This window comes from Bradyrhizobium sp. 33ap4 (genome assembly GCF_032654765.1).
Taxonomy (GTDB): Bacteria; Pseudomonadota; Alphaproteobacteria; order Rhizobiales; family Xanthobacteraceae; genus Bradyrhizobium; species Bradyrhizobium australafricanum.
In genome coordinates this window covers 12,535-28,475 of the sequence record NZ_JAUMTJ010000087.1, presented here as the reverse complement: position 1 = coordinate 28,475, position 15,941 = coordinate 12,535, and the positions used below count along the sequence as shown (strand labels likewise).

Genomic DNA, 15,941 nt, shown 5'->3' with positions numbered 1-15,941 from the left:
TGCCTCGGTCCTGCCGAGCATGCACCGCGACACAGTGAATCATTCCCCGGACACCCCTGCCGCAAGCGGGGCGAGGTGACTTCAAAGGCACGTCGCCCGTTCGGCCGCGACATAGCCGAACAGCAGCCCGAGCCCGAACAGCAGCACAAGGCCCGCGGCGGCGAACTCCAGGCCGCGCATGATGACCATGCCGCCGCCATCGCGCGCCGCGCTCAGCCGCTCCGCCACGCCGCGCGCCGACACCGCGACCAGCGCGATCGCGGCCACCGTGATGGCGGTGCCGAGCCCCATCACGAAGGTCGCGGCGATGCCGGCCCAGAACAGGCCCTGCGCCAGCGCGAACACCAGCACCAGGATCGCGCCCGAGCAGGGCCGGATCCCGACCGTGAGGATCGCGCCGAGCCCCCGCCGCCAGCCGCCAGGACCGGCGAGCTCGGCCGGCGTCGGCCCGTGCGAATGGCCGCAATGCTCGTCATGGACGTGCTGCGCGTCATGCCCGTGATCGTGATCATGATGATGCCCGTGATCGTCATGCGCGTGACGGTGATGGTGATCATGGCGGTGGTCGTGGTGATCGTGATCATGGTGGTCGTGATGATGCGCGCCGGCCATCGCCAGCGCCGGCCGCGGCGCCTGCAGGGCGCGGAAGAAGCTGCCGCCCTTGACCCAGACCAGCCGGGCGCCAAACGCCGCGATCAGCGCGTAGCTTGCGATCTCGATCGCCTTCTCCGCCCCGCACATCGTCTTCGCGGTCGCGTTGAGCAGCCAGGCACAGATGCCCACGATGAGAACGGCGACCACCGACTGCATGAGCGCCGAGGCGAACGACAGCGCGATGCCGCGCCGCGCGGTCTCGCGATTGGCGACCATGTAGGACGAGATCACCGCCTTGCCGTGGCCGGGGCCGGCGGCATGGAAAATCCCGTAGGCAAAGGAGATCGCAAGCAGGGTCCAGACCGCCGAACCGTCGGATTTCGCGGCGCGGATGGTCTGGGAGATCTCGCGGTAAAACTCCGACTGTTTCGCCAATAGCCAACCGACCAACCCGCCCTGCGGCTCCGCCGCGCGCGGCGCGCCGAACGGATTCTGTGCCAGCAGCGCATGAACGGCGCCATCGAGCAGCGCAAACGCCGTCAGTACGGCCGCGGACACGGCGAGGCCGCGCGTCATGCGCGAGACGATCGGCGTCATGGGCACTCCACCGAGACCTTGTTGGCGAACATCATGCCGAAATTGCCGTTGCCGCCGTCGAGAAAGGTCTGCTCGCCGAGCTTCTGCGCGGCGGCGGTGCCGTCGCTATTCGGCCGCTCGAACTGCATCTTGCAGTTCGCCGCGGCGCCGACCAGCTTGACCGGCTCCTTCTCGGCATACTGGAAGTCGATGAAATAGGTCGGGTCGAACACTTCGAGCGAGAGCTGCCTGGCCTTGAACGGCGTCTTCACCGGCAAGGTGAAGTGCAGCGTCAGCGCCGAATCCTTGTATTCGAGGAAATAGTCGATCGGCTCAGTGAATTTCTGCTTCTTGCCGTCGCCCTTGGCGAAGGTGAAGTAGGCGTATTCCTTCAGCGATTCGACATTGGTCTGCGCCAGCGGCGCCAGCTCCTCGCGGCTGTAGGCGCCCTTCACCTTGGTCTCGATGCCCTGCAGCGCGTAGGTCGAGAACATGTCGTCAAACGTCCAGGCGTGCCGGACCCCCGTGATGGTGCCGTCGGGCGCGTAGATCAGCTCGCTCCTGGCGACGATCCAGACATGCGGATGGGCCTCGGCGGCCGCCGTGCCGAGCACGACGGACACCGCAAGCACGAGCCAGCCGATCAGCCGGTTCAACGACGGCCGCACCTCAGGCCGCCTCAGGCGTTTCGAGCAGGCCGCGACGGCGCAGCAGCGCGTCCGGCTCGGGCTCGCGGCCGCGGAAGGCGACATAGGCCTCCTCCGGATCGCGCGAGCCGCCCGACGAATAGATGTCGTCATGCAGCCGCTTGGCGGTCGCGGGATCGAAGATGTCGCCGGCCTCCTCGAAGGCGCCGAAGGCGTCAGCATCCATCACCTCCGACCACATGTAGCTGTAGTAGCCGGAGGCATAGTGGTCGCCGGAGAAGATGTGGCCGAACTGCGTCGGCCGGTGCCGCAGCGAGATTTCGGCGGGCATGCCGATCTTCTCCAGCTCCTTCTGTTCGAAGGCGCGGACATCCCAGCTCGCCGCTGCCGGCTGGGTGTGGAATTCGAGGTCGATCAGCGCAGAGGAGACGAACTCCACGGTGGCAAAGCCCTGGTTGAACTTGCGCGCGGCAAGGAAGCGCTTGAGCAGGTCGTCCGGCAGTGCCTCCCCGGTCTCGTAGTGGCGGGCGAAGCGCTGCAGCACCTCGGGCCGCTCCTGCCAGTGCTCATAGAGCTGCGAGGGCAGCTCGACGAAGTCGGTGAACACGCTGGTTCCGGACAGTGACGGATAGGTCACGTTGGACAGCATGCCGTGCAGGCCATGGCCGAACTCGTGGAACAGGGTCCGCGCGTCGTCGGGCGACAGCAGCGACGGCGCGCCATCGGCGCCCTTGGCGAAGTTGCAGACATTGATGACCAGCGGCGCGACGGCGCCGTCGAGCTTCTGCTGGTCGCGCAGCGAGGTCATCCAGGCGCCGGAGCGCTTCGAGGGCCGCGCGAAGTAATCGCCGTAGAACAGCGCCTTGTGCTGGCCGTCGCGGCCCCTGACCTCCCAGACCCGGACATCCGGATGCCACACCGGGATATCCTTGCGCTCCTCGAAGGTGACGCCGAACAGGCGGGTAGCGCAGTCGAACGCGGCCTCGATCATGTGGTCGAGCACCAGATAGGGCTTGATCGCGGAATCGTCGAAATTGGCGCGGCGCTGGCGCAGCTTCTCAGCGTAATAGCGCCAGTCCCAGGACGCCAGGGTGAAATTGCCGCCCTCCTCCGCGATCAGCGCCTGCAGCGCGTCGCGGTCGGCGAGCGCCCGCGCTCGCGCCGGCTTCCAGACCCGCTCCAGGAGGCCGCGTACGGCCTCCGGCGTCTTGGCCATGGAATCCTCGAGGCGGTAGGCGGCGTAGGTCGGGAAGCCCAGGATCTTGGCGGTCTCCTCGCGCAGCCTGAGGATCTCCACGATGGTCGCGTTGTTGTCGTTGGCGTTGCCATTGTCGCCGCGCGCCGTGAAGGCCTTGTAGACCTTCTCGCGCAGGTCGCGCCGCGACGAGCTCTGCAGGAACGGCTCGACCGAGGAGCGCGACAGCGTCACGATCGCCTTGCCTTGCAAACCGCGCTCTTCCGCCGCAGCCTTGGCAGCCGCCACAAATGTGTCGGAGAGGCCGGCGCGGTCGGCCTCGCCGAGCTCCATGAACCACTCCTGTTCGTCGCCGAGCAGATGATGGCTGAACGAGGTGCCGAGATGGGCGAGGCGCTCGTTGATCTCGGCCATGCGGGCCTTTGCCGCATCGTCGAGGCCTGCGCCGGAGCGGCGGAAGCGGGTGTAGGTGCGTTCCAGCAGCCGCATCTGCTCGCCGGTCAGGCCGAGGGAGGCGCGCTTCTCGTGCAGCATGGCGATGCGGCCAAACAGCACAGCGTTCATCATGATCGGATTCCAGTGCCGCGCCATCCGGGGCGACACCTCCTTGTCGATCTCCAGGATCGCCGGGCTCGAATGCGCCGAGACCAGGTCGTAGAACACCGCCGAGACCTTCGACAGCAGCTTGCCGGAGCGCTCCAGCGCGGTGATGGTGTTGTCGAAGTCGGGCAGCGCCGGATCATGGGTGATCGCAGTCACTTCCGCGGAATGATCGGCGAAAGCCTGCTCGAAAGCGGGGAGGAAATGCTCCGGCTTGATCTCGGCGAACGGCGGCGTCTCGAGCGGCGTCCGCCATGCCTTCAGGAGGGGGTTGGCAAGAGCCTGAGCCTTGGCGTCTGCGCTGGTTTCTGACATCGAATGTCCCGTTTTTCGCCTTGAAAATGCTGCCCAATCTATATCACGCGATACGGCATTTTTGGGCCTTTTGCGCTTGATAGATGGGCACTTTTCGGAGAGATTGCGCCCCCTGAACAGGACCTATTTCATGACCATGCAGCCCTCCAACTCAGGCAACCGCACCATCGCCTGGCCAAGCGTCATCACCGTGATCTCGGCGGCGATCCTGATCGGCGCGGAAGTGTTCGGCGCGGCGTTCGCCGGCGGCTGGGCGCTCGCGATTCTGCTCGGGCTCGACGACGTCGCCGCGCACATCCTGCAGGCGGTGCTGTTCGGCATCGGCGTGCTGATCATGATCGCCTTCATCCGCGCAGCGCAGCGCGTCGAGCCGTTCACGCGTCGCGCGTGAGCTTGAGCGATTCAAGAAAGCGCTGCGGCACAGGGCTAAAACGCACACACGCTTCGTTAGTGATTCTTAACAGCCGTTCATCTTCAGCGCATCCGACGCGTGCTGCGCGCGACATCGCAAGCACGCGTTAGGGAAATTTGCCGCTATCGCAAAAAAATTCTTGCGCCACGAAGTCAAAAGACTTATTTCCTGCCTTGCCCAATTTCGCACGTGCCTGTGGTCGTGTGTCAGTCGGTAGGTATCCGGACAAGAGGCCGGACAGCCGCCAAGGGGTGGAAGAACCGAGGGTCGCTTACGTCCATCAGGACACGAGGCGGCCAGCATCTCTCTCCAGGGATGCCGTTGAAGGTCTCACCATTCTTTGCAACCGTGACTGGCAGCCGGAGGCGAACCGGCGCACCCCGCTCTCAACGGGGGACGCGACTTAAAGCAACGACGGATCGGGCTTTTTTGGTCTCTACCGGCGGTCCAACGCCGGCCCGGGCTACTGAAAAGGCTTGTCCTTCATTGCCAGGTGATCGGGCGGGAAACTCTCCCAACCAATCCACGGCAGCACAGTCTGGTTTGAGTCTCTTGGCCTCAACGCGCCTCCATCGCGCGATGTGGCCGAAGCGCTCTTACCCGACGTCACGTTGATGCGGATCCCGTCGCTGGGGCCGTTGGAGAGTGCCATGACTGAACGTATCCAGGAATTCCTGCGCCACCGCCGCCAGGATGGTCTCGACACCGAGCCGTGCCTCGTCGTCGACCTCGAAGTCGTGCGCGACAACTACCAGACCTTCGCCAAGGCGCTGCCGGACAGCCGCGTGTTCTACGCGGTGAAAGCCAACCCGGCGCCCGAAGTGCTGTCGCTGCTGGCCTCGCTCGGCTCCTGCTTCGACACCGCGACGGTTGCGGAAATCGAGATGGCGCTGGCCGCCGGTGCGACGCCGGACCGCATCTCCTATGGCAACACGATCAAGAAGGAGCGCGACATCGCGCGTGCCTTCGCGCTCGGCATTCGCCTGTTCGCGGTCGATTGCGCCGCCGAGGTCGAGAAGATCGCCCGCGCCGCCCCCGGCGCCAAGGTGTTCTGCCGCATCCTCTATGACTGCGCCGGCGCCGAGTGGCCGCTGTCGCGCAAGTTCGGCTGCGACCCGGAGATGGCGGTCGACGTGCTCGACCTCGCCAAGCGCCTGGGCCTGGAGCCGTGCGGCATCTCGTTCCATGTCGGCTCGCAGCAGCGCAAGGTGAAGGCGTGGGACCGCGCGCTCGCGATGGCGTCGACCGTGTTCCGTGACTGCGCCGAGCGCGGGATCAACCTCACCATGGTCAACATGGGCGGCGGCTTTCCGACCAAGTACCTCAAGGACGTTCCTCCGGTCCTGCAATATGGCCGGTCGATCTTCCGCGCGCTGCGCAAGCATTTCGGCAACCAGATTCCGGAGACGATCATCGAGCCGGGCCGCGGCATGGTCGGCAATGCTGGAATCATCGAGACCGAAGTCGTTCTGATCTCGAAGAAGAGCGACGAGGACGAGGTGCGCTGGGTCTATCTCGACATCGGCAAGTTCGGCGGTCTCGCCGAGACGATGGACGAGTCGATCCGCTACGCCATCCGCACCCCGCATGACGGGGCGGACATGACGCCGTGCGTGCTCGCGGGCCCGACCTGCGACAGCGCCGACGTGCTGTACGAGAAGCTGCCGTATCCGCTCCCGGTGACGCTCGAGATCGGCGACAAGCTGCTGATCGAAGGCACCGGCGCCTATACGTCGACCTACTCGTCGGTGGCGTTCAACGGCATTCCGCCGCTGAAGACCTACCACATCTGACCCGCCTCCTTTTCGAGGCCCGATAAACCGGGAGCCGGCCCCGCCGGCTCCTCCCCGATCATTTTTGATTTTCCTGAACGACGCTTGCCGCGGCGTACGACATGCCGTTGCAAGCGGGGACTGACGTGCCATGACTGCAAAACGGAACACCCCCGTTGCCCTCATCCGAGATGCCGCCCCGTTCGCGATCCGTGCGGAGCGTGGCTCGGACGTCGTCGCACGCGAAGCGCTGCTGGATGCCTGCTTTGGCTGTAATCGCCATACGCGCACCTGCCAGCGCCTGCGCGACGGACGCGCGCCCGCCGAAGGCCTGAGCCTTGCGGCCGTGCGCCAGGACGGCCGGCTGGTTGGAACCGTGCGGTTGTGGCACGTCAGCGCGGGGGGCCGCAGCGCGCTGATGCTGGGGCCGCTGGCAGTCGATGACGACTGCCGCGGCCTCGGCGTCGGCGCCGCGCTGATGCGGCGTGCGCTGGCGGTGGCCAAGGCGCGCGGCCACGGCGCCGTGATCCTGCTTGGCGATGCGCCCTACTACGCCCGCTTCGGCTTCACGGCGGCCAAGACCGGCGAGCTGTCGCTGCCGGGCTCGTTCGAGCGCGAGCGGCTGCTCGGCGTCGAGCTTGTCGCAGGCGCGTTGGATGGCGCCTGGGGCACGATCACGCCGACCGGCGCGCCGCTGCCCGAGGCCAAGGCATCGCGGACGCGATCCCGGACCCGGAAGGCACCGCTCGCCGTGCCGCACGCGGCGTAAGGCGGGCCGCCATGTCGGAGCACCTTCCCATCACCGATGGCGCGCGCCCGCGTTGGCGCGGCCTCGTCACCACAGTCATGCTGATCCTGATCTCGGTGATGATCGTCAGGGATATCCTGGTCCGGCGCTGGACCGGCACGCCGCCATCGCCGCCGGACGCCACGCAGCAGTCCCGCTAACGCCGCCCGCGCCAGGCCTGAACCAAGGGGTTGCGCGGGCGCCAAAAATGCCCGTAAACCCCGCGCAAAGCCATTTTCAGTCGAGGTCCAATATGTCCCGCCGCCTGATTTCCACCGGCTCGCCCTTTGAGAAGACCGCCGGCTACAGCCGTGCCGTGATCGACGGCGACTTCGCCTTCGTCGCGGGAACCACCGGCTATGACTACGCCACGATGACCATGCCATCAGATGTCACGAGCCAGTCACGGAACTGCTTCAAGACCATCGAGGCCGCCCTCAAGGAGGGAGGCTTTGCGATGGCCGACATCGTCCGCGCGACCTACTACCTCACCGACGCCCGTGACGTGGATGCCCATTTCGCGGTCTGCGGCGAGGTCCTCGGCGACATCCGCCCGGCCGCAACGATGCTGATCGTCGCGGGGCTCTACAAGCCCGAGATGAAGGTCGAGATCGAAGTCACCGCGAAGCGTCGCAACCCCTGATCCACCCTATCCGCCGCTAGGCACTCTCCTGGAGAAAATGATGAGCCCCGCCTCGCAGATCTACGCGAAGATCACAGGTCCCATTGTTATGATCGGCTTCGGCTCGATCGGCAAAGGCACGCTGCCTTTGATCGAGCGGCATCTCGATTACGACAAGTCGCGCGTCACCGTGATCGACCCCAAGGACGAGGGCCGCAAGGCGCATTGCGAGAAGCACAACGTCAAATTCATCCAGAAGGCCGTGACCAAGGACAATTATCGCGACCTGCTGAGCCCGCTGCTCACTGAAGGCGGCGGCCAGGGCTTTTGCGTCAATCTGTCGGTCGATACCGGCTCGACCGACATCATGGAGCTGTGCAACGAACTCGGCGCTCTCTACATCGACACCGTCAACGAGCCCTGGCTCGGCTTCTATTTCGATTCCTCGAAGGGCCCGGAAGCGCGCTCCAACTACGCCCTTCGCGAAGTGACGCTGGCCGCCAAGAAGGCGCGCCCCGCGGGCTCGACGACGGCCGTCTCCTGCTGTGGCGCCAATCCCGGCATGGTCTCGTTCTTCGTCAAGCAGGCGCTGCTCAACGTCGCCGCCGATCTGAAGCTCAATGCCCCGAAGCCGAAGACCAAGGCCGAATGGGCGGACTTGATGCGGCAGGCCGGCGTGAAGGGCATCCACATCGCCGAACGCGACACCCAGCGCTCCAAGTCGCCGAAAGAGCCTGACGTCTTCGTCAACACCTGGTCGGTGGAAGGTTTCCTGTCGGAAGGCGTGCAGCCGTCCGAACTCGGCTGGGGCACCCATGAGAAATGGATGCCCGAGAATGCGCATACCCACGAAGCCGGCTGCGGCGCCGCCATCTATCTGATGCAGCCCGGCGCCAACACGCGCGTACGCACCTGGTGCCCGACCCGCGGCGCGCAGTATGGCTTCCTCGTCACCCACAACGAGTCGATCTCGATCGCCGATTACTTCACGGTGCGTGACGCATCGGGCACGGCGATCTATCGGCCGACCTGCCACTATGCCTATCACCCGGCCGACGACGCCGTGCTGTCGCTGCATGAAATGTTCGGCCGCGCAGCGAAGATGCAGGAAAAGCATCACATCCTCGACGAGAACGAGATCGTCGACGGCATCGACGAGCTCGGCGTGCTGCTGTTCGGCCATGACAACAATGCCTACTGGTACGGCTCGCAGCTCTCCATCGAGGAGACCCGCAAGCTCGCGCCCTATCAGAACGCCACCGGCCTGCAAGTGACCTCCGCCGTGCTCGGCGGCATGGTGTGGGCGCTGGAAAACCCGAACGAAGGCATCGTCGAGGCCGACGAGATGGACTTCGATCGTCTGCTGGAAATCCAGCTACCCTATCTCGGCCCCGTGAAGGGTTTCTACACCGACTGGACCCCGCTGACGGATCGTCCGGGACTGTTTCCGGAAGATATCGACACCAGCGATCCCTGGCAGTTCAAGAATATTCTGGTGCGCTGACAGGGTCATCCCGGGATGCGCGCTTAGGCGCGCAGACCCGGGATCTCGAAATCGTGGCGCGAGATTCGCAGGTGCGCGAGTGCGCACCATGGTCCATCGCCGACGCGATGCCCCGGAATGACTTCGTCATCTCGCCATGTAGTCGAACGCGACCGAGCCGAGGCCGAGGGTCAGGTCTGCCTTGAAATGCAGCGCCGAGACCACCTCGCGCACCGGCAGGCGGGCGACATCGCATAGCGCGTGCGGAAACAGGCCGAGCGCGGCGGGGCCGGTCCAGGCCTCCTTCAGCGTGATGTCTTCCAGATAAAACCGCACCAGCTCGCAGATCCGCGGGCTGCCGTCGACATGCGGGATGATCTTCAGAATGAAGTTCGGCGCCGTCATCGACTTCAAGACGGTGTCGTGGTCGACCTTGCGATGCTTGTAGCCCATGGTGGCGGAGGCGCAGAGCACCGAGCCGTAATGCAGCGAGCCGACCAGCACGTCGCTCTCGACCTCGATCCTGGGCTTTGCCAGCTTCTTCGGAAATCCCCACAACTCGCGGCCGCCGGCGATCGGGCCTTCATCGTCGAGATACATCGCGTGGGTGTAGGCGCCCTCCTCGCCCCTGAAGCGAACCGGGATCACCTGCCCGGTCTCGGTGTAGTCGCCGAAACCAGTCGAGTCCGGCATGCGGATGAACTCGTACTTCACTACCGGCTCGGCGACCTCGAGCGGCTCCGGCACCACGGCGGCGAGCGCTTCCGGGTCGGTCTTGTAGGTGATGATGAAATATTCGCGGTCGAAGAACCGGTAGGGCCCCGGCGGAAACGACGGGTTGGTAAGCGGCATCGAATAGGCGGTGCGCCGGACGTCCTCGATCTTCATGGCAGGCCCCATCTGTCGTTGGCGAGACGACAGATTATGGAGTGTGCCGGTGGCGGAGGCGAGACCGTATAATCGGCAGCGTCCGTCAAATCCGCGTCACAATGCGGGCCGCGGCGCGCTTACTTTTTCTCGATCGGCGGCGCGGTCTTCTCCGCGGGCGCGGGCGGCAGCACCGGCTTGGCGCCGGCCTTCCGTGCCTCATCGTCGGGACGCGCGGGCTGCGGCGCCGGCGTGGTCGGCCGCTCGCCGCCCGGCTTCGACTCGGCCGGCGGCGCCGTCTGCTGCGGCTCGGGCGTCGGCGTCGGTTGCAGCGGCTGGGTCGCCTGCGCGATCTCCTGCGGCGGAGCGGCATAGATCGCGTGCAGCGAAAGCACCGCGATCGCAACGCCCGCTGCCACCAGCGTCGAGGCGATCAGCATGTCGATTCGCAACCTGGTCCGATCCACAGCCATCTCGTTCACCTGCGCCTTGTCCACGGGGTCAACGATCCCGCCACGGCATGGTTCCGAAGCGGTGCCTGCGGGAACCTCGGCTCAATCCGTGGTGCTGACTTCCCAGGTCGCGTGCCGCACGCCGGGCTGATGCTGCAGGTCGACCACCACGGCATTCAGCTCGTTGGGCTCGACCGCGGTCGAGACCAGCGTCGCCACGATCTCGAGGAAGTCGTCGCCGGCCTCGACCACGTCGACATCGGCAACCGGGTAGTTCGCTGCCTCCAGCTTCTCGACCAGGCGATCGCGCATGTCTGGCAGCGCTTCCGGGGTAACCGCGAGCTTGAAGTAGTAGGTCGCCTCCGAGGCCTTCTCGTTCAGCGGGATGCGGTTGATGGCGTTGACCAGCGGACGCAGCAGCGTGTTGCCGGCGATCACGAACACGGTCAGCGCCGCCGCCTGCGCCACGAGGTCGGCACCGGCGCAGGAGCCGACCGCGGCCGAGGCCCACAGCGTGGCCGCGGTGTTGAGGCCGCGCACATCCATGCCCTGCTTCATGATGACGCCGGCGCCGAGGAAGCCGATTCCCGACACCACATAGGCGATCACCCGCACCGCGCCGTCGGCGCCGGCCAGATGCATCGCGAGGTCGACGAAGGCGGCAGCGCCGACCGCGACCAGCACATTGGTGCGCAGACCCGCGGTGCGCTGTCGGTACTGCCGCTCGGCGCCGATCAGGGTGCCGAATACAAAGGCCGTGGTCAGGCTGACCAGCGTGTCGATGAAGTCGGCGAGTTGGAACGTGGTGAGAAATCGCATGACGCTGCGGCCCCGGCGCGAGTTTCGTCTTTTGACGCGTTTTCTTCATGCGAACCGGTAGTCACTTCGCTCGAAAACGCTTCGTCTGCCGCGATCTCTTACATTTCCGCGATGCCCGCGTCACCATCTTCCGTGCCGAAGGCGAGCAGCGTGCCCTTGGCATTCCATCCGAGCGCCGACACCGCCGTGCCGGCGTTCCGGCGCACCAGGATCTCGGCGCCGTCCTCGAGGCGGACCATCAGCACGGTGCCGTCGGCATAGCCGACCGCCATGATGTCGTTCTTCGGATGGCAGGCGACCACGGCGACCCGCGCCGGCATCGGCGCCAGCATCGCCGGCTCCTTGCCCATCGGGCCGTCCTTGCTGGTGAACGGCCAGACGATCACGGTATCGGCGCCCGAGGTCGCGAGCCCCTTGCCGCCGACGCTCCATGACATCGAGCGCACCCGGCCGGGATAGCCGCTCATCCGCATATGCCGGTTGTCGGCGAGCCGCCAGCCATGCATCGCGGGCTCGTGCATCGCGGTGACGAGGAATTTGTTGTCCGGGCTGAACATGACGGCGAGATGCGAGCCGGCCCATTCCAGAAACTCCGGATTGGCCGCCATGTTGGGAAACCACAAGGTCACGCCGTTGTAATGCGCGATCGCAAGCCGCAGGCCCTTCGGCGCAAAAGCAAGCCCGCCGACGGTCGACGGCACCTCGAAGGTTTTCTCCTCGCCCTTGGGATTGCGCACGAAAGCGGTCTTGCCCGCCGACCATGCTAGCGTGCCGTCGCTGTGCAAGGCGACATTGTCGATCCAGCGCCGCTTGGCGTCGGTCGCAATGACAGCGGTCTCGCCCTTGGCGTCGATCGCGACCAGCTTGCCGTCGTCACCGCCGGTGACGAGCCGCTTGCCGTCGGAGGCGGCGCACAGGATGGCGCCGAAATGCGTCTGCGTCCGTGTGATCTCGCCTTCGGCGGTCGCGATCGCAACACCCTCCTCGGCGCCGACGAAGAACGCGCGGTCGCCGAGGAAATGTACCGAGCTCACCGCCGCGCCGAGCGGCAGCGGCTTGACGCGGTCGGTGATCGAAACGATGGAAGAAGGGGCCTCGCCCGGATCGAACTCTTTCATCACGTGGTGATGCACTGCTCGAAGCCGTCGCGGATCGCCTGCTCGGGCAGTTCGCGACCGATGAACACGACGCGGCTCTCGCGCTTCTCGCCGTCCTTCCATTTCCGCTGATGGTCGCCCTCCAGCATCATGTGGACGCCCTGGAACACGTAGCGGTCGTCATCGCCGGTGAAAGCGAGGATGCCCTTCGAGCGCAGGATCTTCTGGCCCTCGGTGGCGACGAGCTGCTGCAGCCAGGGCATGAACTTGGTCGGGTCGAGCGGCTTCTCGGAACGCAGCGACAGCGATTGCATGTCCTCGTCGTGATAATGCTTCAACCCGCCATGGCCATGGTCGTGATCATGGTGGTGGTGATCATGGTCATGGTGATGATGATCGTGATCGTGATCATGGTCGTGATCGTCGCCGGCCTCGAGGAAATCGGGCTCGATCTCCAGGATGCGGTCGAGATCGAACGCGCCGCGCTCCAGCACGTCGGTCAGCCCGACCTGGCAACGCTCGGTGCGGTGCAGCTTGGCATAGGGATTGATGCCGCGGATGCGGGCTTCGACCTCGGCGAGTTCGGGCTTTGAGACCAGGTCGGTCTTGTTCAGCACGATGACGTCGGCGAACGCGATCTGGTTCTTGGCTTCCGGCGCGTCCTTGAGGCGGTCGCTCAGCCATTTGGCATCGGCGACGGTCACGACCGCGTCGAGCCGGGCGTTCTTCTGCACGTCCTCGTCGACGAAGAAGGTCTGCGCGACCGGCGCCGGATCGGCAAGGCCGGTGGTCTCGACGATGATGGCGTCGAACTTGCCCTTGCGCTTCATCAGGCCGTCCATGATGCGGACGAGGTCGCCGCGCACCGTGCAGCACACGCAGCCATTGTTCATCTCGAACACTTCCTCATCGGCGCCGATGATGAGGTCGTTGTCGATGCCGATCTCGCCGAATTCGTTGACGATGACGGCGTATTTCTTGCCGTGGTTTTCCGACAGGATGCGGTTCAACAGCGTGGTCTTGCCGGCGCCGAGATAGCCCGTCAGCACGGTCACAGGAATTTTTTGCGAAGCTTCAGCCATAACAACTCCGAAGGAACTCTTTGTTTGAACATGATCTTATCGGAAAACCGGACCCCACTTTTCCGGATCATGCTGGTCCGCGCTCAACCCCGGCAGGGAGGCCCCTGCCCTACTCGGCGAGCGCGCTGGTCAGGGCCTTTATATTGTGCCTGACCATATCAATGTAAGTGGGTGCATCGCCCTTTTCGGCCGTCAGACCGTCCGAATACAGGGTGCCGCCGACCCGGGCGCCGGTCTCGGCCGCGATCCGCTCGATCAGGCGGGGATCGCTGATATTTTCGAGAAAAACTGCCGGAATTTTCGCAACCTTGATCTGGGCGATGATGGCGGCGATATCGCGCGCGCTGGGCTCGGAATCCGTGGACACGCTGAGCGGCGAGAAGAACGTGACGCCGTAGGCGTCAGCGAAATAGCCGAAGGCGCCATGGGTCGAGATCACCTTGCGCCGCGCCTCCGGCACTTTCGCCACCGCCTCATGCACCTCGCGGTCGAGCGCCTCGAGCTTGGCCAGATAGGCGTCGGCATTGGCCTTGAAGATGGCTGTCTGGTCGGGGGCCGCGGCGATCAGCCCGTCGCGAATATTGACGACGTAGATCTTCGCATTGGCCACGGATTGCCAGGCATGCGGATCGTCATGGCCGCCCATCTTCCGTGGCATGATCCCCTTGGTCGCCACCGCGACCGGTGCCTTGCTGCCCGAGGCCTGCAGCAGCCGCGGCATCCAGCCCTCGAAGCCGAGACCATTAATCACCACGAGCTTGGCGTCGGCGACCTTCCTGGCATCCGCCGGCGTCGGCGCGTAGACATGCGCGTCGCCGTCGGGCCCGACCAGCGCCGTCACGTCGACATTATTGCCGCCGACATTGCGCACCATGTCGGCGAGGATCGAGAAGCTCGCGACGACATTGATGCGTTCGGCGGCGCGCGCCGGTCCACTCGCCAGCAGCAGCGCCAGACCAATCAAACCGAACAATCGCCGCATCGTACTCACGCCTCGAGATGGCGGCCGGGAAACAGCTGCCGCACCAGGCCGCTGACATTACCGAACAGCAGCGACACAATATACAGCCCCGCCGCGACCAGGATGATCGCGGGGCCGGATGGAATCCGGGTCTGGTACGACAGCACCAGTCCGGCATAGCCCGACAGCATCGCGCTCACCACCGCGATGCAGATCATGGTGGTGATGTCGCGCGACCAGAACCGCGCAATGCCCGCGGGCAGGATCATCAGTCCGACTCCGAGCAGCGTGCCGAGCGCGTGGAAGCCGTTGACGAGGTTGACCACGACCAGCGCGAGGAAGGCGAGATGCGCCGGCGCGCCGGCCCGGCTCACGGTGCGCAAAAACACTGGATCGACGCATTCGATCACCAGCGGGCGATAGATCACCGCGAGCACCAGGAGCGTGAGGGTGGCGTTGAACGCGATCACCAGCAGCGTCTGGTCGTCCATCGCCAGGATGTTGCCGAACAGCACGTGCAGCAGGTCGATATTGGTGCCCTTGATGGACACGATGGTGACGCCGAGCGCGAGCGAGACCAGATAGAAGGTCGCAAGCGAGGCGTCCTCCTTCAATTCGGTGGTGCGGGCGACGAGGCCGGCGAGCAGCGCCACGGCAAAGCCCGCGATCAGGCCGCCGGTCGTCATCGCGAACAGGTTGAGCCCGGACAGCAGGAAGCCGATCGCCGCCCCCGGCAGTATCGCATGCGCCATGGCGTCGCCGACCAGGCTCATCCGCCGCAGCATCAGGAACACGCCGATCGGCGCACCGCCGAGCGACAGCGCGATCACCGCCGCCAGCGCGCGGCGCATGAACTCGAATTCGGTGAAGGGCGTGACCAGCGCGTCGGATAGCATCGGCGTCAGGCGGCCCGCGAGCGTGGATCGGCGGCGCAGGCCGCGGCGCTATCGTCGAACGCCTCGCACATCCGCATTGCGACCATCAGATTGTCCGCCGTCAGCGCCTCGGCGGTCGGTCCCCATTCGACCGGGCCGCGCGCCAGCAGCAGCGTCTCCGGGAAATTGTTGCGCACCATGTCGAGGTCATGCAGCGCCGCCAGCACGGTGCGCCCCTCGCCGTTCCACCGCTTCACCAGCGCCAGCAGGTCGGCGGTGGTCTTGGCGTCGATGGCGTTGAACGGCTCGTCGAGCACGATCAGCCGGGCATCCTGCAACAGCACGCGCGCGAACAGCATGCGCTGGGTCTGGCCGCCGGACAGCGTGCCGATCGGGCGGTTCTCGAATCCGTTGAGGCCGACGGCGGCGAGCGCCGCCAAAATCTTCTCGCGCGCGGCCTTGCCGATGCCGCCGAAGAAGCCGGTGGAGCGCCACAACCCGGTGCCGACGAAATCGAACACCGAGATCGGGAAGCTGCGGTCGATGTCGGCAGATTGCGGCAGATAGGCGATGTCGCGATGATCCAGCCCGTCGAGATCGATCACGCCCGAGAGCGGCTTGAGCACGCCGGCGATGCCGCGCAGCAGGGTCGACTTGCCGGCGCCGTTCGGGCCGATCACGGCGAGCAGCGCACCGGCCTCGACGGCGCCATTGAGATGATGCACCGCCGGGTGGCGGTCATAACCGAGCGTGACGTCACGGAAGGTAACAAGAGCAGCCACCGG

17 protein-coding genes are annotated in these 15,941 nt (G+C 65.6%); 6 read left to right on the top strand and 11 right to left on the bottom strand.

The genetic code is table 11. From position 1 onward, the window contains the following. Positions 1-81: 81 nt before the first annotated feature. From Q2M23_RS39890 to Q2M23_RS39880, 3 genes are read right to left on the bottom strand one after another with little or no spacing between them, the layout of a single operon-like run. A complete protein-coding gene (locus Q2M23_RS39890) occupies positions 82-1,191 on the bottom strand; it encodes a nickel/cobalt transporter (RefSeq protein WP_316398987.1) in 1,110 nt (369 codons plus the stop codon). After that, on the bottom strand, positions 1,188-1,826 hold the full coding sequence (locus tag Q2M23_RS39885) for a DUF1007 family protein (RefSeq protein WP_316398988.1): 639 nt from the start codon (positions 1,824-1,826) through the stop codon (positions 1,188-1,190). The genes Q2M23_RS39890 and Q2M23_RS39885 overlap by 4 nt, the downstream gene beginning before the upstream one ends. Positions 1,827-1,839: 13 nt before the next feature. After that, a complete protein-coding gene (locus Q2M23_RS39880; RefSeq protein ID WP_316398986.1) occupies positions 1,840-3,927 on the bottom strand; it encodes a M3 family metallopeptidase in 2,088 nt (695 codons plus the stop codon). A gap of 130 nt (positions 3,928-4,057) precedes the next feature. Between Q2M23_RS39880 and Q2M23_RS39875 the strand changes: the two genes are divergently transcribed. The 6 genes from Q2M23_RS39875 to Q2M23_RS39850 all read left to right on the top strand — a co-directional run bounded on the left by Q2M23_RS39875 (position 4,058) and on the right by Q2M23_RS39850 (position 9,024). Beyond that, positions 4,058-4,318 carry a hypothetical protein gene (locus Q2M23_RS39875; protein WP_168857868.1) on the top strand — a complete coding sequence of 87 codons (261 nt, stop codon included), beginning with the start codon at positions 4,058-4,060 and terminating at the stop codon, positions 4,316-4,318. A 671-nt stretch (positions 4,319-4,989) separates the two neighbouring features. Next, the gene (locus tag Q2M23_RS39870) at positions 4,990-6,132 is read left to right on the top strand and encodes a type III PLP-dependent enzyme (protein ID WP_229192892.1); all 1,143 of its coding nucleotides are present in this window, start codon (positions 4,990-4,992) and stop codon (positions 6,130-6,132) included. A 130-nt stretch (positions 6,133-6,262) separates the two neighbouring features. Beyond that, complete coding sequence (locus Q2M23_RS39865) at positions 6,263-6,880, top strand: N-acetyltransferase (protein ID WP_316398985.1); 618 nt, start codon at positions 6,263-6,265, stop codon at positions 6,878-6,880. Positions 6,881-6,891: 11 nt separating this feature from the next. Continuing rightward, positions 6,892-7,059: a hypothetical protein gene (locus tag Q2M23_RS39860; RefSeq protein WP_229192890.1), complete on the top strand. Its 168-nt coding sequence runs from the start codon at positions 6,892-6,894 to the stop codon at positions 7,057-7,059. A gap of 92 nt (positions 7,060-7,151) precedes the next feature. Beyond that, positions 7,152-7,541, top strand: coding sequence for a RidA family protein (locus Q2M23_RS39855; RefSeq protein ID WP_028332860.1), 390 nt, complete (start codon positions 7,152-7,154; stop codon positions 7,539-7,541). Positions 7,542-7,581: 40 nt separating this feature from the next. Beyond that, entirely contained in the window at positions 7,582-9,024 is a 1,443-nt protein-coding gene (locus Q2M23_RS39850; RefSeq protein WP_028341360.1) for a homospermidine synthase, read from the top strand. Between the two features lie 126 nt (positions 9,025-9,150). On the opposite strand, the gene Q2M23_RS39845 is transcribed toward Q2M23_RS39850, so the two are convergent. From Q2M23_RS39845 to Q2M23_RS39810, 8 genes are all read right to left on the bottom strand, one after another. After that, the gene (locus Q2M23_RS39845; protein ID WP_316398984.1) at positions 9,151-9,891 is read right to left on the bottom strand and encodes an acetoacetate decarboxylase; all 741 of its coding nucleotides are present in this window, start codon (positions 9,889-9,891) and stop codon (positions 9,151-9,153) included. Between the two features lie 119 nt (positions 9,892-10,010). Beyond that, positions 10,011-10,343 (bottom strand): hypothetical protein, encoded by a 333-nt coding sequence (locus Q2M23_RS39840; RefSeq protein WP_168857865.1) that lies wholly within the window; start codon positions 10,341-10,343, stop codon positions 10,011-10,013. A gap of 81 nt (positions 10,344-10,424) precedes the next feature. After that, positions 10,425-11,141, bottom strand: a complete 717-nt coding sequence (locus Q2M23_RS39835; RefSeq protein WP_038384367.1) for an MgtC/SapB family protein — start codon at positions 11,139-11,141, stop codon at positions 10,425-10,427. Between the two features lie 98 nt (positions 11,142-11,239). After that, a complete protein-coding gene (locus tag Q2M23_RS39830; RefSeq protein WP_316398983.1) occupies positions 11,240-12,259 on the bottom strand; it encodes a WD40 repeat domain-containing protein in 1,020 nt (339 codons plus the stop codon). Then, positions 12,259-13,320 (bottom strand): GTP-binding protein, encoded by a 1,062-nt coding sequence (locus Q2M23_RS39825; RefSeq protein WP_316398982.1) that lies wholly within the window; start codon positions 13,318-13,320, stop codon positions 12,259-12,261. The genes Q2M23_RS39830 and Q2M23_RS39825 overlap by 1 nt, the downstream gene beginning before the upstream one ends. A 109-nt stretch (positions 13,321-13,429) precedes the next feature. Next, a complete protein-coding gene (locus tag Q2M23_RS39820) occupies positions 13,430-14,302 on the bottom strand; it encodes a metal ABC transporter substrate-binding protein (protein ID WP_229192807.1) in 873 nt (290 codons plus the stop codon). Between the two features lie 5 nt (positions 14,303-14,307). Then, positions 14,308-15,177: a metal ABC transporter permease gene (locus tag Q2M23_RS39815; RefSeq protein ID WP_168857863.1), complete on the bottom strand. Its 870-nt coding sequence runs from the start codon at positions 15,175-15,177 to the stop codon at positions 14,308-14,310. Between the two features lie 5 nt (positions 15,178-15,182). Continuing rightward, positions 15,183-15,938 (bottom strand): metal ABC transporter ATP-binding protein, encoded by a 756-nt coding sequence (locus Q2M23_RS39810; protein ID WP_028332852.1) that lies wholly within the window; start codon positions 15,936-15,938, stop codon positions 15,183-15,185. Positions 15,939-15,941: the final 3 nt, after the last annotated feature.